The sequence below is a fragment of the Sulfitobacter dubius genome, assembly GCF_900113435.1.
Classification (GTDB): domain Bacteria; phylum Pseudomonadota; class Alphaproteobacteria; order Rhodobacterales; family Rhodobacteraceae; genus Sulfitobacter; species Sulfitobacter dubius.
The window spans coordinates 1,567,619-1,581,627 of sequence record NZ_FOPG01000001.1 but is presented as its reverse complement, the minus strand read 5'-3'; the positions used below and the strand labels follow the sequence as shown (position 1 = coordinate 1,581,627).

The 14,009-nt window shown below is 57.8% G+C and carries 16 protein-coding genes; 6 read left to right on the top strand and 10 right to left on the bottom strand.

Annotated elements, in window-relative coordinates:
* The 7 genes from BM229_RS07715 to BM229_RS07685 all read right to left on the bottom strand — a co-directional run bounded on the left by BM229_RS07715 (position 1) and on the right by BM229_RS07685 (position 5,324).
* Entirely contained in the window at positions 1 to 1,035 is a 1,035-nt protein-coding gene (locus tag BM229_RS07715) for a threonine aldolase family protein (RefSeq protein ID WP_093927003.1), read from the bottom strand.
* Positions 1,035 to 1,505, bottom strand: coding sequence for a YcgN family cysteine cluster protein (locus tag BM229_RS07710; protein ID WP_093927002.1), 471 nt, complete (start codon positions 1,503 to 1,505; stop codon positions 1,035 to 1,037). Before BM229_RS07710 ends, BM229_RS07715 begins: the two co-directional genes overlap by 1 nt.
* Positions 1,502 to 2,434, bottom strand: a complete 933-nt coding sequence (locus BM229_RS07705; RefSeq protein ID WP_093927001.1) for a bifunctional riboflavin kinase/FAD synthetase — start codon at positions 2,432 to 2,434, stop codon at positions 1,502 to 1,504. The genes BM229_RS07710 and BM229_RS07705 overlap by 4 nt, the downstream gene beginning before the upstream one ends.
* A gap of 62 nt (positions 2,435 to 2,496) precedes the next feature.
* Positions 2,497 to 2,940 carry a MaoC family dehydratase gene (locus BM229_RS07700; RefSeq protein ID WP_067940580.1) on the bottom strand — a complete coding sequence of 148 codons (444 nt, stop codon included), beginning with the start codon at positions 2,938 to 2,940 and terminating at the stop codon, positions 2,497 to 2,499.
* A gap of 89 nt (positions 2,941 to 3,029) precedes the next feature.
* Positions 3,030 to 3,902 (bottom strand): TIGR01459 family HAD-type hydrolase, encoded by an 873-nt coding sequence (locus tag BM229_RS07695; RefSeq protein ID WP_093927000.1) that lies wholly within the window; start codon positions 3,900 to 3,902, stop codon positions 3,030 to 3,032.
* A 49-nt stretch (positions 3,903 to 3,951) separates the two neighbouring features.
* Positions 3,952 to 4,872: a manganese-dependent inorganic pyrophosphatase gene (locus BM229_RS07690; protein ID WP_093926999.1), complete on the bottom strand. Its 921-nt coding sequence runs from the start codon at positions 4,870 to 4,872 to the stop codon at positions 3,952 to 3,954.
* Between the two features lie 98 nt (positions 4,873 to 4,970).
* Positions 4,971 to 5,324, bottom strand: coding sequence for an MmcQ/YjbR family DNA-binding protein (locus tag BM229_RS07685; protein ID WP_093926998.1), 354 nt, complete (start codon positions 5,322 to 5,324; stop codon positions 4,971 to 4,973).
* Positions 5,325 to 5,388: 64 nt separating this feature from the next.
* On the opposite strand from BM229_RS07685, the gene BM229_RS07680 reads away from it, so the two are divergent.
* From BM229_RS07680 to groL, 3 genes are all read left to right on the top strand, one after another.
* Positions 5,389 to 6,069, top strand: a complete 681-nt coding sequence (locus BM229_RS07680) for a DUF2161 domain-containing phosphodiesterase (RefSeq protein WP_093926997.1) — start codon at positions 5,389 to 5,391, stop codon at positions 6,067 to 6,069.
* Between the two features lie 166 nt (positions 6,070 to 6,235).
* Positions 6,236 to 6,523 carry a co-chaperone GroES gene (gene groES / locus BM229_RS07675; protein ID WP_067267338.1) on the top strand — a complete coding sequence of 96 codons (288 nt, stop codon included), beginning with the start codon at positions 6,236 to 6,238 and terminating at the stop codon, positions 6,521 to 6,523.
* A gap of 64 nt (positions 6,524 to 6,587) precedes the next feature.
* A complete protein-coding gene (gene groL, locus BM229_RS07670; protein ID WP_093926996.1) occupies positions 6,588 to 8,234 on the top strand; it encodes a chaperonin GroEL in 1,647 nt (548 codons plus the stop codon).
* A gap of 101 nt (positions 8,235 to 8,335) precedes the next feature.
* On the opposite strand, the gene BM229_RS07665 is transcribed toward groL, so the two are convergent.
* Both BM229_RS07665 and BM229_RS07660 read right to left on the bottom strand, forming a co-directional pair.
* Positions 8,336 to 8,764: a response regulator gene (locus BM229_RS07665; RefSeq protein ID WP_093926995.1), complete on the bottom strand. Its 429-nt coding sequence runs from the start codon at positions 8,762 to 8,764 to the stop codon at positions 8,336 to 8,338.
* Positions 8,765 to 8,787: 23 nt separating this feature from the next.
* Positions 8,788 to 10,596 carry a sensor histidine kinase gene (locus tag BM229_RS07660; RefSeq protein WP_167360209.1) on the bottom strand — a complete coding sequence of 603 codons (1,809 nt, stop codon included), beginning with the start codon at positions 10,594 to 10,596 and terminating at the stop codon, positions 8,788 to 8,790.
* Positions 10,597 to 10,921: 325 nt separating this feature from the next.
* Here BM229_RS07660 and BM229_RS18360 point away from each other — a divergent pair, with 325 nt between their 5' ends.
* From BM229_RS18360 to BM229_RS07650, 3 genes are all read left to right on the top strand, one after another.
* The gene (locus BM229_RS18360; RefSeq protein WP_244152135.1) at positions 10,922 to 11,413 is read left to right on the top strand and encodes an extracellular solute-binding protein; all 492 of its coding nucleotides are present in this window, start codon (positions 10,922 to 10,924) and stop codon (positions 11,411 to 11,413) included.
* Positions 11,403 to 12,341, top strand: a complete 939-nt coding sequence (locus BM229_RS07655; RefSeq protein WP_244152134.1) for a type 2 periplasmic-binding domain-containing protein — start codon at positions 11,403 to 11,405, stop codon at positions 12,339 to 12,341. The genes BM229_RS18360 and BM229_RS07655 overlap by 11 nt, the downstream gene beginning before the upstream one ends.
* A gap of 342 nt (positions 12,342 to 12,683) precedes the next feature.
* Positions 12,684 to 13,532, top strand: coding sequence for a DMT family transporter (locus BM229_RS07650; protein ID WP_093926993.1), 849 nt, complete (start codon positions 12,684 to 12,686; stop codon positions 13,530 to 13,532).
* Here the strand turns inward: BM229_RS07650 and BM229_RS07645 are convergent.
* The gene (locus BM229_RS07645; protein ID WP_093926992.1) at positions 13,498 to 13,962 is read right to left on the bottom strand and encodes an NUDIX domain-containing protein; all 465 of its coding nucleotides are present in this window, start codon (positions 13,960 to 13,962) and stop codon (positions 13,498 to 13,500) included. The genes BM229_RS07650 and BM229_RS07645 overlap by 35 nt on opposite strands.
* Positions 13,963 to 14,009 lie beyond the last annotated feature (47 nt).

Genomic DNA, 14,009 nt, shown 5'->3' with positions numbered 1-14,009 from the left:
TTAGAAATGGCTTAGGAACTGGTCGATCTGGTCGCGGCTGATCGACCAGTCGCAGACCATCCGCGCGGCCAGCATCTCGTCATCGTCACCCTCCAGCGTGCCATCCCAAAGGTAATAGCGCGCGCCTGCGTCATGCAACTTGCGGTGAATGGCGCGGGGGAAGCGGGCGAAGATCATATTGGCCGCGGGCTCATGCAGAAACTCTGCCCCGGCCTTGCGCAAACCTTCGGCCATATAGGCCGCATTGGCATTTGCCGCCTTGGCCGTTTCCAGCCAAGCCCCGTCCGCGAGATAGCCCGCCATCTGCGCCGAGAGAAAGCGGTGTTTGGAGAACAGATGCGCCCCGCGCTTGCGTCGCAACTCGAACTCCCAAGCCTTTTTGGGGTCGAAGAACACCACGGCTTCGACTCCCATGCAGCCGTTCTTGGTGCCGCCAAAGCTGACCACATCGACGCCCGACTTCCATGTCATCTCAGCCGGGGTGCAGCCCAGTGCCACCAGCGCATTGGCAAAACGCGCGCCGTCCATATGCACGGGCAGGTCGTATTCCTTGGCCACCGCTGTCAGCGCCTGTAATTCTTCAAGGCTATGCACCCCGCCGCGTTCCGTGACCTGCGTGATCGACACCGGGCCGCGTTGGGGCGTGTGCACATCGCCCGCCACCCGCGCGGCGATGGCCCGGCGCAGGACGTCGGGGGTCATCTTGTCGTCGGTCTCTACCAGTGTCAGCTTGGCCGCCCCTGCGTAGAATTCCGGTGCGTTACACTCATCCTCTTCGATATGCGCGACCTTGGAGCAGAAGATCGTCTGCCACGGCTGGGTGTAGCAGGCCAGCGCCAGCGCATTGGCCGCGGTGCCGGTGGCGACGAGGTAAACCTCGGCCTCAGGTGCCTCAAACTGTTCGCGAATCTGCACGCGGACCTCATCCATGATCGGGTCTTTGCCGTAGGGCATCGCGTAATCCGTATTAGCGGCGATCACGCGCTCCATCACCTTGGGGTGGACGGGGCCAGCGTTGTCAGAGGCGAAAAACATCAGGTGGGCTCCTCGATAATATGGTCTTCCCATTCCTCGAATGGGGTATCAAATTCGGACACGGTATCAAATTGCACGCTGACCCCGGCGTCATGGACGCTGTCGGGGGTGCCGGTCAGCAGGGGGTGCCATTCGGGCAGGGGCTTGCCCTCCCAGAGCAGGCGGTAAGCGCAGGTCTGGGGCATCCAATAGGCGTGGGTATCAAGGTTGTCGGGGCGCAGTACGATACAGTCGGGCACGAACTCATGCCGGTTTTCGTAGTGCACACAGCGGCAGGTACTGTCGTCGAGCAGGCGGCAGGCGACGCGGGTCAGGGCCACTTCGCCGCTGTCCTCGTCTTCTAGCTTGTTCAGGCAGCATTTACCGCAACCGTCGCAAAGCGCCTCCCATTCGGTCTGCGACATTTCTTTGAGCGGCTTCTTCTCCCAGAAACGTGGGGCAAGGCCCTTGCGGGGGATCGGATTGCTCATAGCGCCGCCAGAATGGTTCGGGCGCGATCGCAGTCGCCCCCCATCTGGGTGATCAGCGCGTCGAGACTGTCAAACTTTTCTTCGCCGCGCAGGTGCTCGACCAGCCCGACAGACAGCGGCGCGCCGTAGAGATCACCTTTGAAGTCAAAGAGATATGTTTCTAGGTTGGCTTTGTTCTCACCGAACATGGGCCGCACGCCAATGCTGGCCGCACCGTGATAGCTGCCCTTATGCGGCCCCGCGAGCACATCCACCAACACGGCATATACACCAAAGGCGGGCGGGTGCAGGCCGTCGATAGACATGTTGGCGGTGGGGAAGCCCAACTCACGCCCGCGCTGTTCGCCTGAGATCACGGGGCCGTCGATCCGGTGCCAATGGCCGAGCATGGCGGCGGCTTCGCGGGTCTCACCACGGCTCAAGGCTTCGCGGATCGCGGTTGAGGACACGGTGAGGTCATCGCGCTCCATCAGCGGGGCGATGGTGACGCCGAAACCATATTGCGCGCCGAAACGGACGAGATCTTCCGCCGTGCCCGCGCGGCCCTTCCCAAAGCAGAAGTCAGCGCCGACAACCACATGCGCAAGCCCCAGCCCGTCGTGGAGCACGTCGCGGGCGAATGCCTCGGGGCTCAGGCTGGCCAGCGTGCTGTTGAATGCCAGCTCATAGAGCCGCTTAACGCCGATCTTTTCCAGCCGATGCGCGCGGGATTCGCGGCCCATCAGGCGGAAGGGCGGGGCATCGGGCGCGAAATACTCGCGCGGATGCGGCTCGAAGGTGACGACGCCAAGGGGCGCATCGGGGGCGGCACTCTGCGCCAGTTCGATCACCGAGCGGTGGCCAAGGTGAACGCCATCGAAATTGCCAATCGCGGCGGTGGCACCGCGATCTGCAAGGTCGACGAATTGATAATCTCGGATGATCCGCATGCGCCTTGCCTAGCTGCGCGGCGGCGCAAGAGCAAGATGCTCAGGCGGCGAAAACCGCCCGCTCAGTCCAGCTTGGCCGAGGGGGCAAGCACCGTCGCCTCACCGGCGAGCACCGGTTTGCCATCGACCGAACAGCGACAGTCCATTTTCACGCGACGTTTGGCGATGTCCATGTCGGTAACGGTGACTTCGGCCAGCACCATGTCGCCGGGGCGCACGGGGCCGAGGAACTTGAGCGATTGCCCGAGATAGATCGTGCCATGGCCGGGAAGTTGTTCGCCAATCACCGCCGAGATTAGGCCCGCCGTTAGCATCCCGTGGGCGATGCGCCCTTCAAAGATCGTGTCGCGGGCATAGTCGTCATCCAGATGCACCGGGTTATGATCGGTCGAGACCTGCGCGAACATTTCGATATCGGTATCGGTCACGACCTTACGCAGATGGCGAGTCATCCCGATTTCGATGTCTTCGATGCAGATCGTCCCGCGTGGCATATTGTCCAACATGACGGCTCCTTGGTAACAAAGTGACGCCAAAGTGCGTCTTATTGCAACTTTATTACTTCGCAACTGCAGAAAATCAAGTCATTTCTGAGTTAGCGGAGAAATCCGATTGTGTAGGTTGGGGAGGAGGCTTCGCGGTCGAGATAGGCGCGTAGCTTGTCTTCGTCCGGTTGCTGGGTGGTCGCGGTTTCTGCTGCGGCCAGTCCCCCGGTGATGAAAAGCGAATCGATACCTTCGTCCATCGCGCCTTTGACGTCCGTCAGAATGCCGTCTCCGATGGCAAGGATGCGACTGTCGGGGATATCGACCTCAAGCGCTGCAAGACGACGCCGGGCGAGGTCATAGATCGGGCCGTGCGGTTTGCCGAAATAGAGGCTTTCGCCCCCCATTTCCGTATAGAGCGCGGCCAGTGCCCCGGCGCACCATTCGCGCACCTCGCCCCGGTCCACGACGATATCGGGGTTGGCGCAGAGCAGTTTCAGACCGCGTGCGATGGCCTGCTCGAACTCAGGGCGCATGATCTCGGGGTCGGCCATGGCATCGACGGGACCGGTGCAGACGATGCCGTCTGCTTCGGCCAACGGAACGGTCTCTACATTAACCGGGTTTTCGAGGATCGCCAGCGGCTCGAAAAACTTGCGCTCGCCGGGGTGGCCGATGAACCAGACCTTTTCGCCCACCGCACCCCGGAACATGGCAGAGCGCGCGGAATCGCCCGATGTGGCGATGCTGTCCCATGCGTCTTCCGGCACGCCAAACTGCTGCAACTGCTTCTCAACGCCCGAACGCGGACGGGGGGAGTTGGTGACCAACACGACCTTGCCGCCGGTCTTGCGATAGGCCTGCAAGGCCGCCACCGCATCGGGCAGCGCTTTGCGCCCGTCATGCACGCAGCCCCAAAGATCGACGAAAAGCGCGTCATATTGATCGGATACGTCGGGCAGGGCGGAAATAATGCGGGTCATGAGCGGCCTTTCAAAAAGCGAGGGCGGGCACTTGGCCCGCCCGATTGGCTTACATCTTAAGGTTGGGGATGATCTGCTTTTTGCGGCTCATCACGCCGGGCAGCACGACCGTGTCGCCGGAGACCTCGGCGCCAAAGCTCTGCTCGGCGATATGTTTGACCATGTCGTTGGGCACCAGCAGCGTCGCCTCTTCTTTCAGGATGTCGACGATGAACAAGAGCACCTGCGCGGCACCGTCGGCTTCGGCCACTTTCGGCATCTCAGCCATCAGTGCGTCTTTGCGCTCCAACAGCGGCGCGGGGGAGGTGGTTTCCAGCACGCTCACACGCAGGTTGGTGCCGTCGAGGTCGAATTCCTTGCTGTCCATGCGCAGCAGTTCTGCCTCGCTGAAGGACGACACGTCGGATTTCGCGGCGAACATTTCCGTTGCATAGTCGCTGATATCAACGCCCAAGTCCCGCGCGATGTCTTCAGCGATTGCGCGGTCTTCTTGCGTGGTGGTCGGGCTGCGGAATTCCAGCGTGTCTGACAGGATGCAGGACAGGGCCGCTGCCTTTACGCCGCGCGGGGCCTGCGCCCAGTGTTTGCCGATCATCTTGAACATGATGGTCGCGGTGCAGGCGAGCGGCTGGATGTTAATCTCAATCGGTCCGCGTGTTTCCAGCCCGGCCACCAGACGGTGGTGGTCGATGATGCCGGTGATATCGGCGTCATTGATGTTGTCGGGCAGTTCAGTGGGGTTGTTGGTGTCGACGATGACAACCTTGGTGTCGGCCTCAAGCGTGGTCAGGATTTCGGGCTTATCAAGGTTCCATTTGTCGAGCATGAACAGCGCTTCTGTGTTCGGCTCGCCCAGCAGGACCGGCTTAGCGGGAATGCCTTTGATTTCATTCAGATACCAAGCCCAAACGATCGGGCTGCCGGTGCTGTCGGTGTCGGGGGATTTATGGCCAAAAACAAGAGTTGTCATCGGGGCGGTCCTGTCTATTCGGTGGATTTGCGGGCCTTATAGCAGGTTGAATAGGCTTGTCACGCACGCCTGCCGCATTGCGGCATTGCGTGGAGGGTCTAGAGGCCCATTTCAGCGCGCTTCTTTTTTGTAAGGGCGGCGGCGATCATGTCATAGGAGGCACGTATGTGATCACGCAGGCTGTCTTCGCTTGGGCCGGGTTCGGCGTAATGCTGTATCCATTTCAACCCGCGTGAGGCCAGATAGGGGGCGGGCCGCAAGCCGGGGCTGTCGGAGAGCACCTCAAACCCCAGTTCAGTCACCTTGAAAGTAAAAGCGGGCGCTTCCTCGGCCCAGCCGCAGATGGCAAAGACCTTGCCGCCGACCTTCCAAACATCTGCGTTGCCCCATTGCACAACATGGGTTGTCTGGGGCAGGGCGGCGCAGAAGGTGTTGAATTCGTCGCGGGTCATCGCGTCAGTCTAGGGCCGCACGGCCCCTTTGCATAGCATCGCGCGATGGGGCAAGTTGCCCGACATGAGCTCCCCGCGCGAAACCGACCTTTACCCGCCGATCAAGGCTTTCCTTGAGGATCAAGGCTATGTGGTCAAAGCCGAAGTCGGCGCGGCGGATGTGGTAGCAGTGCGTGGGGCCGAGCCGCCGGTAGTTGTGGAGTTAAAGCTCGGCTTTTCGCTGGCGCTGTTTCATCAGTGTCTGGCGAGGCTCAAGGTCTCGGATGACGTCTACCTTGCCGTGGCTCGCCAACCCGGCAAACGCTTTGCCAAAGCGGTGAAGGACAACGTCACGCTGGCGCGGCGACTGGGGTTGGGGCTGATTACCGTGCGGCTGTCGGACGGATTGGTCGAGGTGCATTGCGATCCCGGCCCCTATGCGCCGCGCAAGAATGCCAAACGGGCGGCGATGCTCTTGCGCGAATTCGCGCGGCGGCAGGGGGATCCGAACGATGGCGGCCAAACCCGTGCGGGGCTGGTGACCGCCTACCGTCAAGACGCGTTGAAACTTGCGATTTTCCTCTTTGAGGCAGGCGCGAGCAAAGGCGCGGATGTGGCCCGCGCCACCGGGGTCTCGGCGGCAACCCGCATGATGCGCGACGACCACTATGGGTGGTTTGAAAAGGTCGACAAAGGCATTTACGGGCTGACCCCAGCAGGCGCCGAAGCTGTGGCAACGGCAGGGCGCATTCTGGGCGCTGGTTAACGGTTCCAATCGACGCAAAATTTTTCAACGCCGTTGTTGACAGGACGCGGGCCGCTGCTTAGCTATGCCTCGTTATCACTCACAAGGGTTGAGTGCTAACGGCTGCACCCCTCGCCCGGAGGGGGTGGTTTGGAAGAGTAACTTTGAGCCTTAAGGAGCTGCAAAGATGGCATTGAAACCGCTTCATGACCGTGTGCTGGTAAAGCGTACAGAAAGCGAAGAGAAAACCGCCGGCGGGTTGATCATCCCTGATTCCGCCAAAGAAAAGCCTTCCGAAGGTGAAGTCGTTGCCGTGGGCACCGGCGCACGCAAGGACAACGGCGAGTTGATCGAAATGGCCGTCGCACCCGGCGACAAAATCCTGTTCGGCAAATGGTCCGGCACAGAGGTCACCGTCGACGGCGAAGAAATGCTGATGATGAAAGAAAGCGACATCATGGGGATCATCGCGTAAGCCACCCGGCTTGCCGACCCTTTGAAGACGCTCACATCAATCCAAGATTTTAGGAGAAGACAACATGGCTGCTAAGGACGTCAAATTTGACACCGATGCCCGCAACCGGATGCTCAAGGGTGTAAACATCCTTGCCGACGCGGTGAAAGTCACACTCGGCCCCAAAGGCCGGAACGTGGTTCTGGACAAATCCTTCGGCGCACCGCGCATCACCAAAGACGGTGTATCCGTGGCGAAGGAAATCGAACTCGAAGACAAGTTCGAAAATATGGGCGCACAGATGGTCAAGGAAGTTGCTTCCCGGACCAACGACGAAGCAGGCGACGGCACCACCACCGCGACTGTTTTGGCCCAAGCCATCGTCAAAGAAGGCATGAAATCGGTTGCCGCTGGCATGAACCCGATGGACCTGAAGCGCGGTATCGATCTGGCAACTGCCACGGTCGTCGAAGCGATCAAAGCCGCTGCCCGTGACGTATCCGACAGCGACGAAGTCGCACAGGTCGGCACCATCTCCGCCAATGGCGAAAAAGAGATCGGCCGTCAGATCGCAGACGCGATGCAGAAAGTCGGCAACGAGGGTGTCATCACCGTCGAAGAGAACAAAGGTCTGGAAACAGAGACCGATGTCGTCGAAGGCATGCAGTTCGACCGTGGCTACCTGAGCCCCTATTTCGTCACCAACTCCGACAAGATGACTGTCGAGCTGGAAGACGCGATCATCCTGCTGCACGAGAAGAAACTGTCGAGCCTTCAGCCGATGGTTCCGCTGCTTGAGCAAGTGATCCAGTCCCAGAAACCGCTTTTGATCATCGCCGAAGACGTTGAGGGCGAAGCCCTGGCGACACTCGTCGTGAACAAACTGCGTGGCGGCCTGAAGATTGCTGCTGTGAAGGCACCGGGCTTCGGCGACCGTCGTAAAGCTATGCTGCAGGACCTCGCGGTTCTGACCGGTGGTCAGGTGATCTCCGAAGACCTCGGCATGAAGCTTGAGTCCGTGACCATGGACATGCTGGGTTCTGCCAAGAAAGTTGCGATCACCAAAGACGAGACCACTGTCGTTGACGGTGCTGGCGAGAAAGCCGAGATCGAAGCACGTGTTGCGCAGATCCGTAACCAGATCGAAGAAACCACCTCCGACTACGACCGTGAGAAGCTGCAAGAGCGCGTTGCCAAACTGGCAGGCGGTGTTGCCGTTATCCGCGTCGGCGGCATGACCGAAGTCGAAGTGAAAGAGCGCAAAGACCGCGTTGACGACGCTCTGAACGCGACACGTGCCGCTGTTCAAGAAGGTATCGTTGTTGGCGGTGGTGTTGCTCTGGTTCAGGCCGGCAAAAAGCTCGAAGGCCTGACAGGCGACAACAACGATCAGAACGTCGGTATCTCCATCGTGCGCAAAGCACTGGAAGCACCGCTGCGTCAGATCGCTGAGAACGCTGGCGTGGACGGTTCGGTTGTTGCCGGCAAAATCCGCGAAAGCGACGACCTGAAGTTCGGCTTCAACGCTCAGACCGAAGAATATGGCGACATGTTCAAGTTCGGCGTTATCGACCCTGCCAAAGTTGTCCGCACAGCTCTGCAAGACGCGGCGTCCATCGCTGGTCTGCTGATCACCACCGAGGCGATGGTTGCTGACCGTCCGTCCAAAGAAGGTGCCGGCGGCGGCATGCCCGACATGGGCGGCATGGGCGGCATGGGCGGCATGATGTAAGCCAGCCCAATTGGCTCAAGACCCGGAGGCGCGCCAGAAATGGCGCGCCTCTTTCCGTTCAGGGCGAGAGGTTTGCTGACCCCGCGTTATAATCAGCGCCCTTAACAGGGCAGTTCTACAATCCGGGCGTAGGCGTTCAACATGTCGAGCGCGTTTGCAAAGGTCTCTGACGGGTTTTCTTTTACAATATAGCCCGCGACATTCTTGCTATAGGCTGACTGAACGTCTGTGGGCATATCGGATGTGGTAAAGACGAAAACCACCATTCGTTCCAAGGCTGGATCGGCGCGGACAACTTCCAAGAATTCAAGCCCGCCCATACGCGGCATGTTGAGATCAAGCGTGATGATATAGGGCGGCAATCGCCCATGCCGTTTTATCTCCTCCGCCAGAAACTCCAGCGCATGTTGACCGTCGTGGCAGACTGCCGTTTCATTCACGATCTTCAACTTGCGCATTGCCCGTTGCATAGCCATCACGCTGACTTTGTCGTCATCAACAATAAGAAATTTCGCGGCAGTCGTTTTCATCCAGCGATCCTATGAAACTTGCATCATGCCGCCACCGCGAAAGGCGAAGCACGACGTTGCGATGGCGGTGCCTGAGGCAGTTCGACAACAAAGGCAGAACCACGGCCTTTGTCCGGGTTTGATATCAAGCTGACTTTACCTTTTTGATGGATTGCCAGCTTACTTACGATTGCAAGGCCAAGACCGCTCCCTTCAACTTCATCACGCGATTTAAGGGTTTGGAATAACTCAAATATCGTTTTCTGATGGCGCAGTTCAATTCCAGGCCCATCATCCTGCACAGTTAAGACCAAGCGGTCGCTGACGACCTTGGCATTGACGTGAATTGTCCCATGGCCACGGTCATGATGCTTGATCGCGTTTGAGATGAGGTTTCCGAGAATTTGTTGCAGCGGCGAGAGTTGCACGTCTATTGGCCGGTCGATGCCGCTAAATGTGATCTTGAACCGACCATTGGTATCGATGAAGCGTGCTTGGTCTGCCACCAGTTGCCCAATATTGACCGGCTCGGGAATAGGGTAATCTTGGCCAGCACGGGCATAGTCCAACAAATCGTTCAGCAGTCGATTCAGACGATCAATACGCTGTTGAGCCATCAGTAAATATTCGCGACTTTCTTCGCTGAGGGCGTTTTCATCGTCCTCCAGCACCCAGAAGCTTAATTCATGCACCGCGCGCAGGGGAGAGCGCAAATCATGCGCGGCCACATAGGCGAACTTCTCGAGCTCAATGTTGGAGCGGCGCAGTTCCTCTGCCGTACGGCGGAACACTAGCAAAGCGCGGGCCATCTCACCCAGTTCATCGCGCCCGCGAACGGTAATCGGATGATCAAGGTCACCTTTAGCGATGGCTGTGACGGAATTGGTTAACTTTTGGATGCGACGGTTGAATTGTCGCTCAATCACCAATCCGTTGATCAATACGATGGCGATAAGGGAAAAGGTTGCGGTAAGACCCACAATCCAAATGACCCGGTGGATTGTATTGCTTAGGTTGTCCGTCGCGCGATCTACAAATTGCAGAGTGCTCTGCGTTAGGTCTGAAGACAGGTTAGATAGCTCGACAATCATGGGTAGATGTTCTGCTTGCAACGCCCTGAAACTATCACGAAGTCGTAAACGTGCTGCTGTATGTGCAAAAAAGCCATTCAGGGGGTCGTATAGGTCGTCGCGCAGCGCGGCGATTTGGCGTGCCAACGATTGCCGCGCGTCCACGTCAGCAATGTGAGGGAGACGGGTAATGGCACCTTGCAGATGCTCGTTTACCAAGAGCTTTGCGCGGTCGAGCAGAAGCGGTTTGTCTTGCAGGCCCTGGGTGATGATAATGTTGATAAGAGCGTCAAGACTCAGGCGGATATCATTTAGATTAAGGGTACTTAGCATAATATCAGGAAAGCCTGAGCTAGGCTTCGCGAGGGTGCTATTGGCCGGAGGACCATTTACACCCACTTCGCTCAAGAGTGCATTGGTCCCCGTTGAAAGTTGATAAGCAAGGTCATCAATAATTAGATGGCTTTGTTCCTGAACTTGCTCTGCACGATCAAGGGTCGCTGCGATTTGGGTATCGGCAAGTCGCATCTCCCGATGGCTCAAAAGCGTTGCGGCAGTAGTGCGCCGCAACATTTGTAATTGTCCCTCGAACCGTACTACGAGTGGCGGGGCAATTCCCAAATCCTTCAGGTCATCCAGCCGGTCGAAGACCTCATCAATCTTTATGGCCAACTCTTTTTCAAGGGAAACGGGAGAAACTGCGGCATCTGCTTGGATCAGCTGTTCTACAAGGAGGAATGCGCCGTTTAATGAACGCCCGATGCGTTGTGAGAGAGCCAACATCGGCACAGCTGATTGGGTAAGATGAGCTTGGCTAGTGAGCACGGACCGCATTTGCGCTGTGGCGGCTAATCATGCTGCGCCGATAATCGCGGCCACCAGAAGGAGCCCCAGCCTTAGTCGGGTGCTAATTCGGCTGACAAAAATCTGGAGCAATCGCCAAAGAGGATGCGTCGTAACCATGCCAAATGAATAGTCGGCAGCGATTAATGCAATGTTAATAGCTGCCGACCTAAAACCAATTCCACAGCAGCAGATAGTTATTGGAGCCAGCGGTGAGTTGGAGGGGTACGATGTGCTAAGTGGACGCGGGCTCACGAGGAGAAAGATGGCTTTGGGTCTGGGAGCCGGACTGGGGGCGATGGTAGCTGCGCCAGCATTCGGTAGCGTGGCAATTGATGTGCAGGTGGCTGCAAAGGCGCGTAAGTTGGCGGATAGAAGTCGCCCTCTTTCAGTGCTTTTGCCGGAAGGGTCGCGTGCAAATCTTGGACCGGTTGCCGCAGCTTTCACGGCCAAAACCGGGGTCAAAGTTACCTTGCAAGAGCTGCATATTGACCAGATTAACGCCGAATTAATGTTGAATAGCGTATTGGGTGAAGCGAAATATGACGTCGCCCTACCTGCTACTTTCGGCTTGGCTGACCTTGTTGCGGCGGGCGCGATCCACCCCTTGGACGATTATGCCGCGCGTTACGAGCCCACGGGATTTCGCAACGCTATGCTCTATGAAGAGGGCGATAGATTTGATGGTCAGACTTATGGGTTCCAAACTGACGGCGACGCATATGATAATGTTTTATCATCGCGAAATGCTGCATGATCCCGATATGCGGGCACGCTATGCAGATCGCTTTGGCTATTCTCTTACCACGCCAAGTACTTGGGAGGAGTTGGATCGGCAGATTCGGTTTTTTCATGCGCCAGCGGCTGGCCGCTATGGCGGGTTGTTGTTTCGGACACCCGGCTACCTCGCATGGGAATGGTGGGTTCGGTTTCATGCGAAAGGTTACTGGCCATTTTCGCCCGATATGACACCGCAAATCTCGGAGGAGGCGGGCATAACGGCATTGGAGGAGCTGATTGCGATTACAGATTGTCTCGTTCCCGAAACGTCCAGTCTGGGGTTGTTTGAAAATTGGTCGCGATATGCGAAGGGCGATGTGTATTGCAACATTGGCTGGGGCGGCACGCAGAAATACCTGAATTCTCCACAATCACCGATGCGGGGGCGGATGGTGCATGGCCCCACGCCGGGCGGGAAAGTTGGAAATGAATTGCTGCCGACTCCCTATTTTAATTGGGGGTGGAGCTTTGTTGTGGGCACGGCGTCGACCCAGAAGGAGCTTGGTTACTTATTTTCTCTTTTTGCGGTCACACCAGCTATGTCGACGCTCGCTGTCCGACAAGCGGACGGATTTTTCGATCCTTACCGTGAAGAACACTACAGCGATCCGGGGGTGCAAGATGCCTATTCGGAGCCATTCTTAAAGGTGCAGCGCGCTACGCTTGAGGGGGCCATTCCTGATCTCTATCTCAAAGGACAATCAGAGTATTTCCAAACATTGGGGAGAGGGTTGGACAGGGCTCTGCACGGGGACGTGACGCCGCAGGTGGCCTTAACCCGAGTGGCCCAACAGTGGGAGGTTATTACAAGCCGGGCAGGGCGGGAGAGTCAGGTTAAGAGATGGAGCCAACTGCGTAGTAGATACCCGCCAGAGGCGCGTCGTTTGCTGCGTGATATCGCATAACGCACGTATTACGCAGGATGATAGACGGACCGCATATGCACCTTATTTGATGTCGGAACTCAGGTTCTCCACGATAAACGGTTCCGCCTATGACCCAGCTGCCGCAGGATGCAAGGTCAGGTGCAGGGGAACTTTTCTACCTTTTGATACACGAACTGCAGTTCTATTCGAGCGCTATTGGAACTGCCCGAGTGGACTACCGAAAACACCGAAGTATCCGGGATAAAGCTAGGTGCATCAGTGTCTGATTCGATTAATCTAGTGATCACGACCCCGCTAGATTGTCAGAGCAGGGCAATTGCGGGCTTGGCGCAAACTGCTATCGAGGCTAAGCGAAGGGCTATGCAGCTTTTCCTTCTCTCCGCCCTCACCATGTGCGCCTTTGCGGCCAATTCCATTCTAACGAGAATGGCGATTGATTGGGGGCATATTGATCCCGCGGGATTTGCTCTTGTCCGGGTCGGTGCGGGCGCCATCGTACTGGCGGTCTTGGTCGCGCTGCGGTGCGGACGGTTGCCGCTGTTGCGGCGCAACCGGATCGGCGGAGCGCTAAGCTTGGCTGTCTATATGATCGGTTTCAGTCTTGCTTACATGACGCTGGATGCTGGATTGGGTGCCCTTATTTTGTTTGGTGTAGTGCAGATCACCATGTTCACATACGCCGCGCTTGCTGGTGCGACACCAACAAAACGGCAGATAACAGGCGCGGTAGCGGCCTTTGCTGGGTTGGTGATCGTTCTCTGGCCAGACGGGCAGAGTTCAACGGATATCATTGGTGCCGGGCTTATGGTGCTGGCCGGAATGGGGTGGGCGGCCTATACGATCATTGGTCGCACATCGGGCGATCCTTTGGCTGCGACTTCGGCCAACTTTCTTCTTTGCCTACCTTTTATGCTTATTTTGCCTGCGTTTGCAGGCGGGCATTTCACCGCGACTGGCATGTTAATGGCTGCGCTCTGCGGCGGGGTGACTTCGGGCCTTGGTTACGCTTTGTGGTATGCGGTGTTGACCCGGCTTGATGGCGCTACGGCTGCAGTTGCGCAACTCAGTGTGCCGATTATTGCCATCCTTGCTGGCTCTCTGCTTTTGGGAGAACCCCTCAGTCTTACCCTGCTTCTGGCGACTGCGTTGGTCTTGGGCGGGATTGCTTGGGCGCTTAGCGCAAAATCGGCTCCAACGGGTCATAGGTAATCGCCGCATCTGCAGGAGCGAAAGCAACCGGACCAAGGCTGTCAGGCTTATGCGGTATCTGCGCCATTTCGGCGTGGGTTACCCATTGATGGCGGGTGACAATGGCCTCGCGATCCTGCCAGTCGGGGGCGATTTCGGCTGGGCCGAGTAGGTGACAGCGAAAATATATATCGACTTGATGAAAATCGCCTTCGGGGTCGTGAAATTCATTCACCAGACAAGGAGCCCCTACGGAGATATCCAAGCCGGTCTCTTCAAAAACCTCGCGCCGCAGATTGTCGGGCAGGGAGGCACCGGCCTCTACTCCGCCACCGGGGGCGCACATCAGACCGAGCCGGTTGTCGGCGTAAGCGTTCACCAGCAGCAGTCGGCCTTCGTGCAGCAGTATTGCGCGGGCAGCCAATCGGGGGCAGGGACGGGGCATCGGCATACTTTCGTCAGGTAACGCGCCAAGACCATTTCACAGTCCCGGCAATC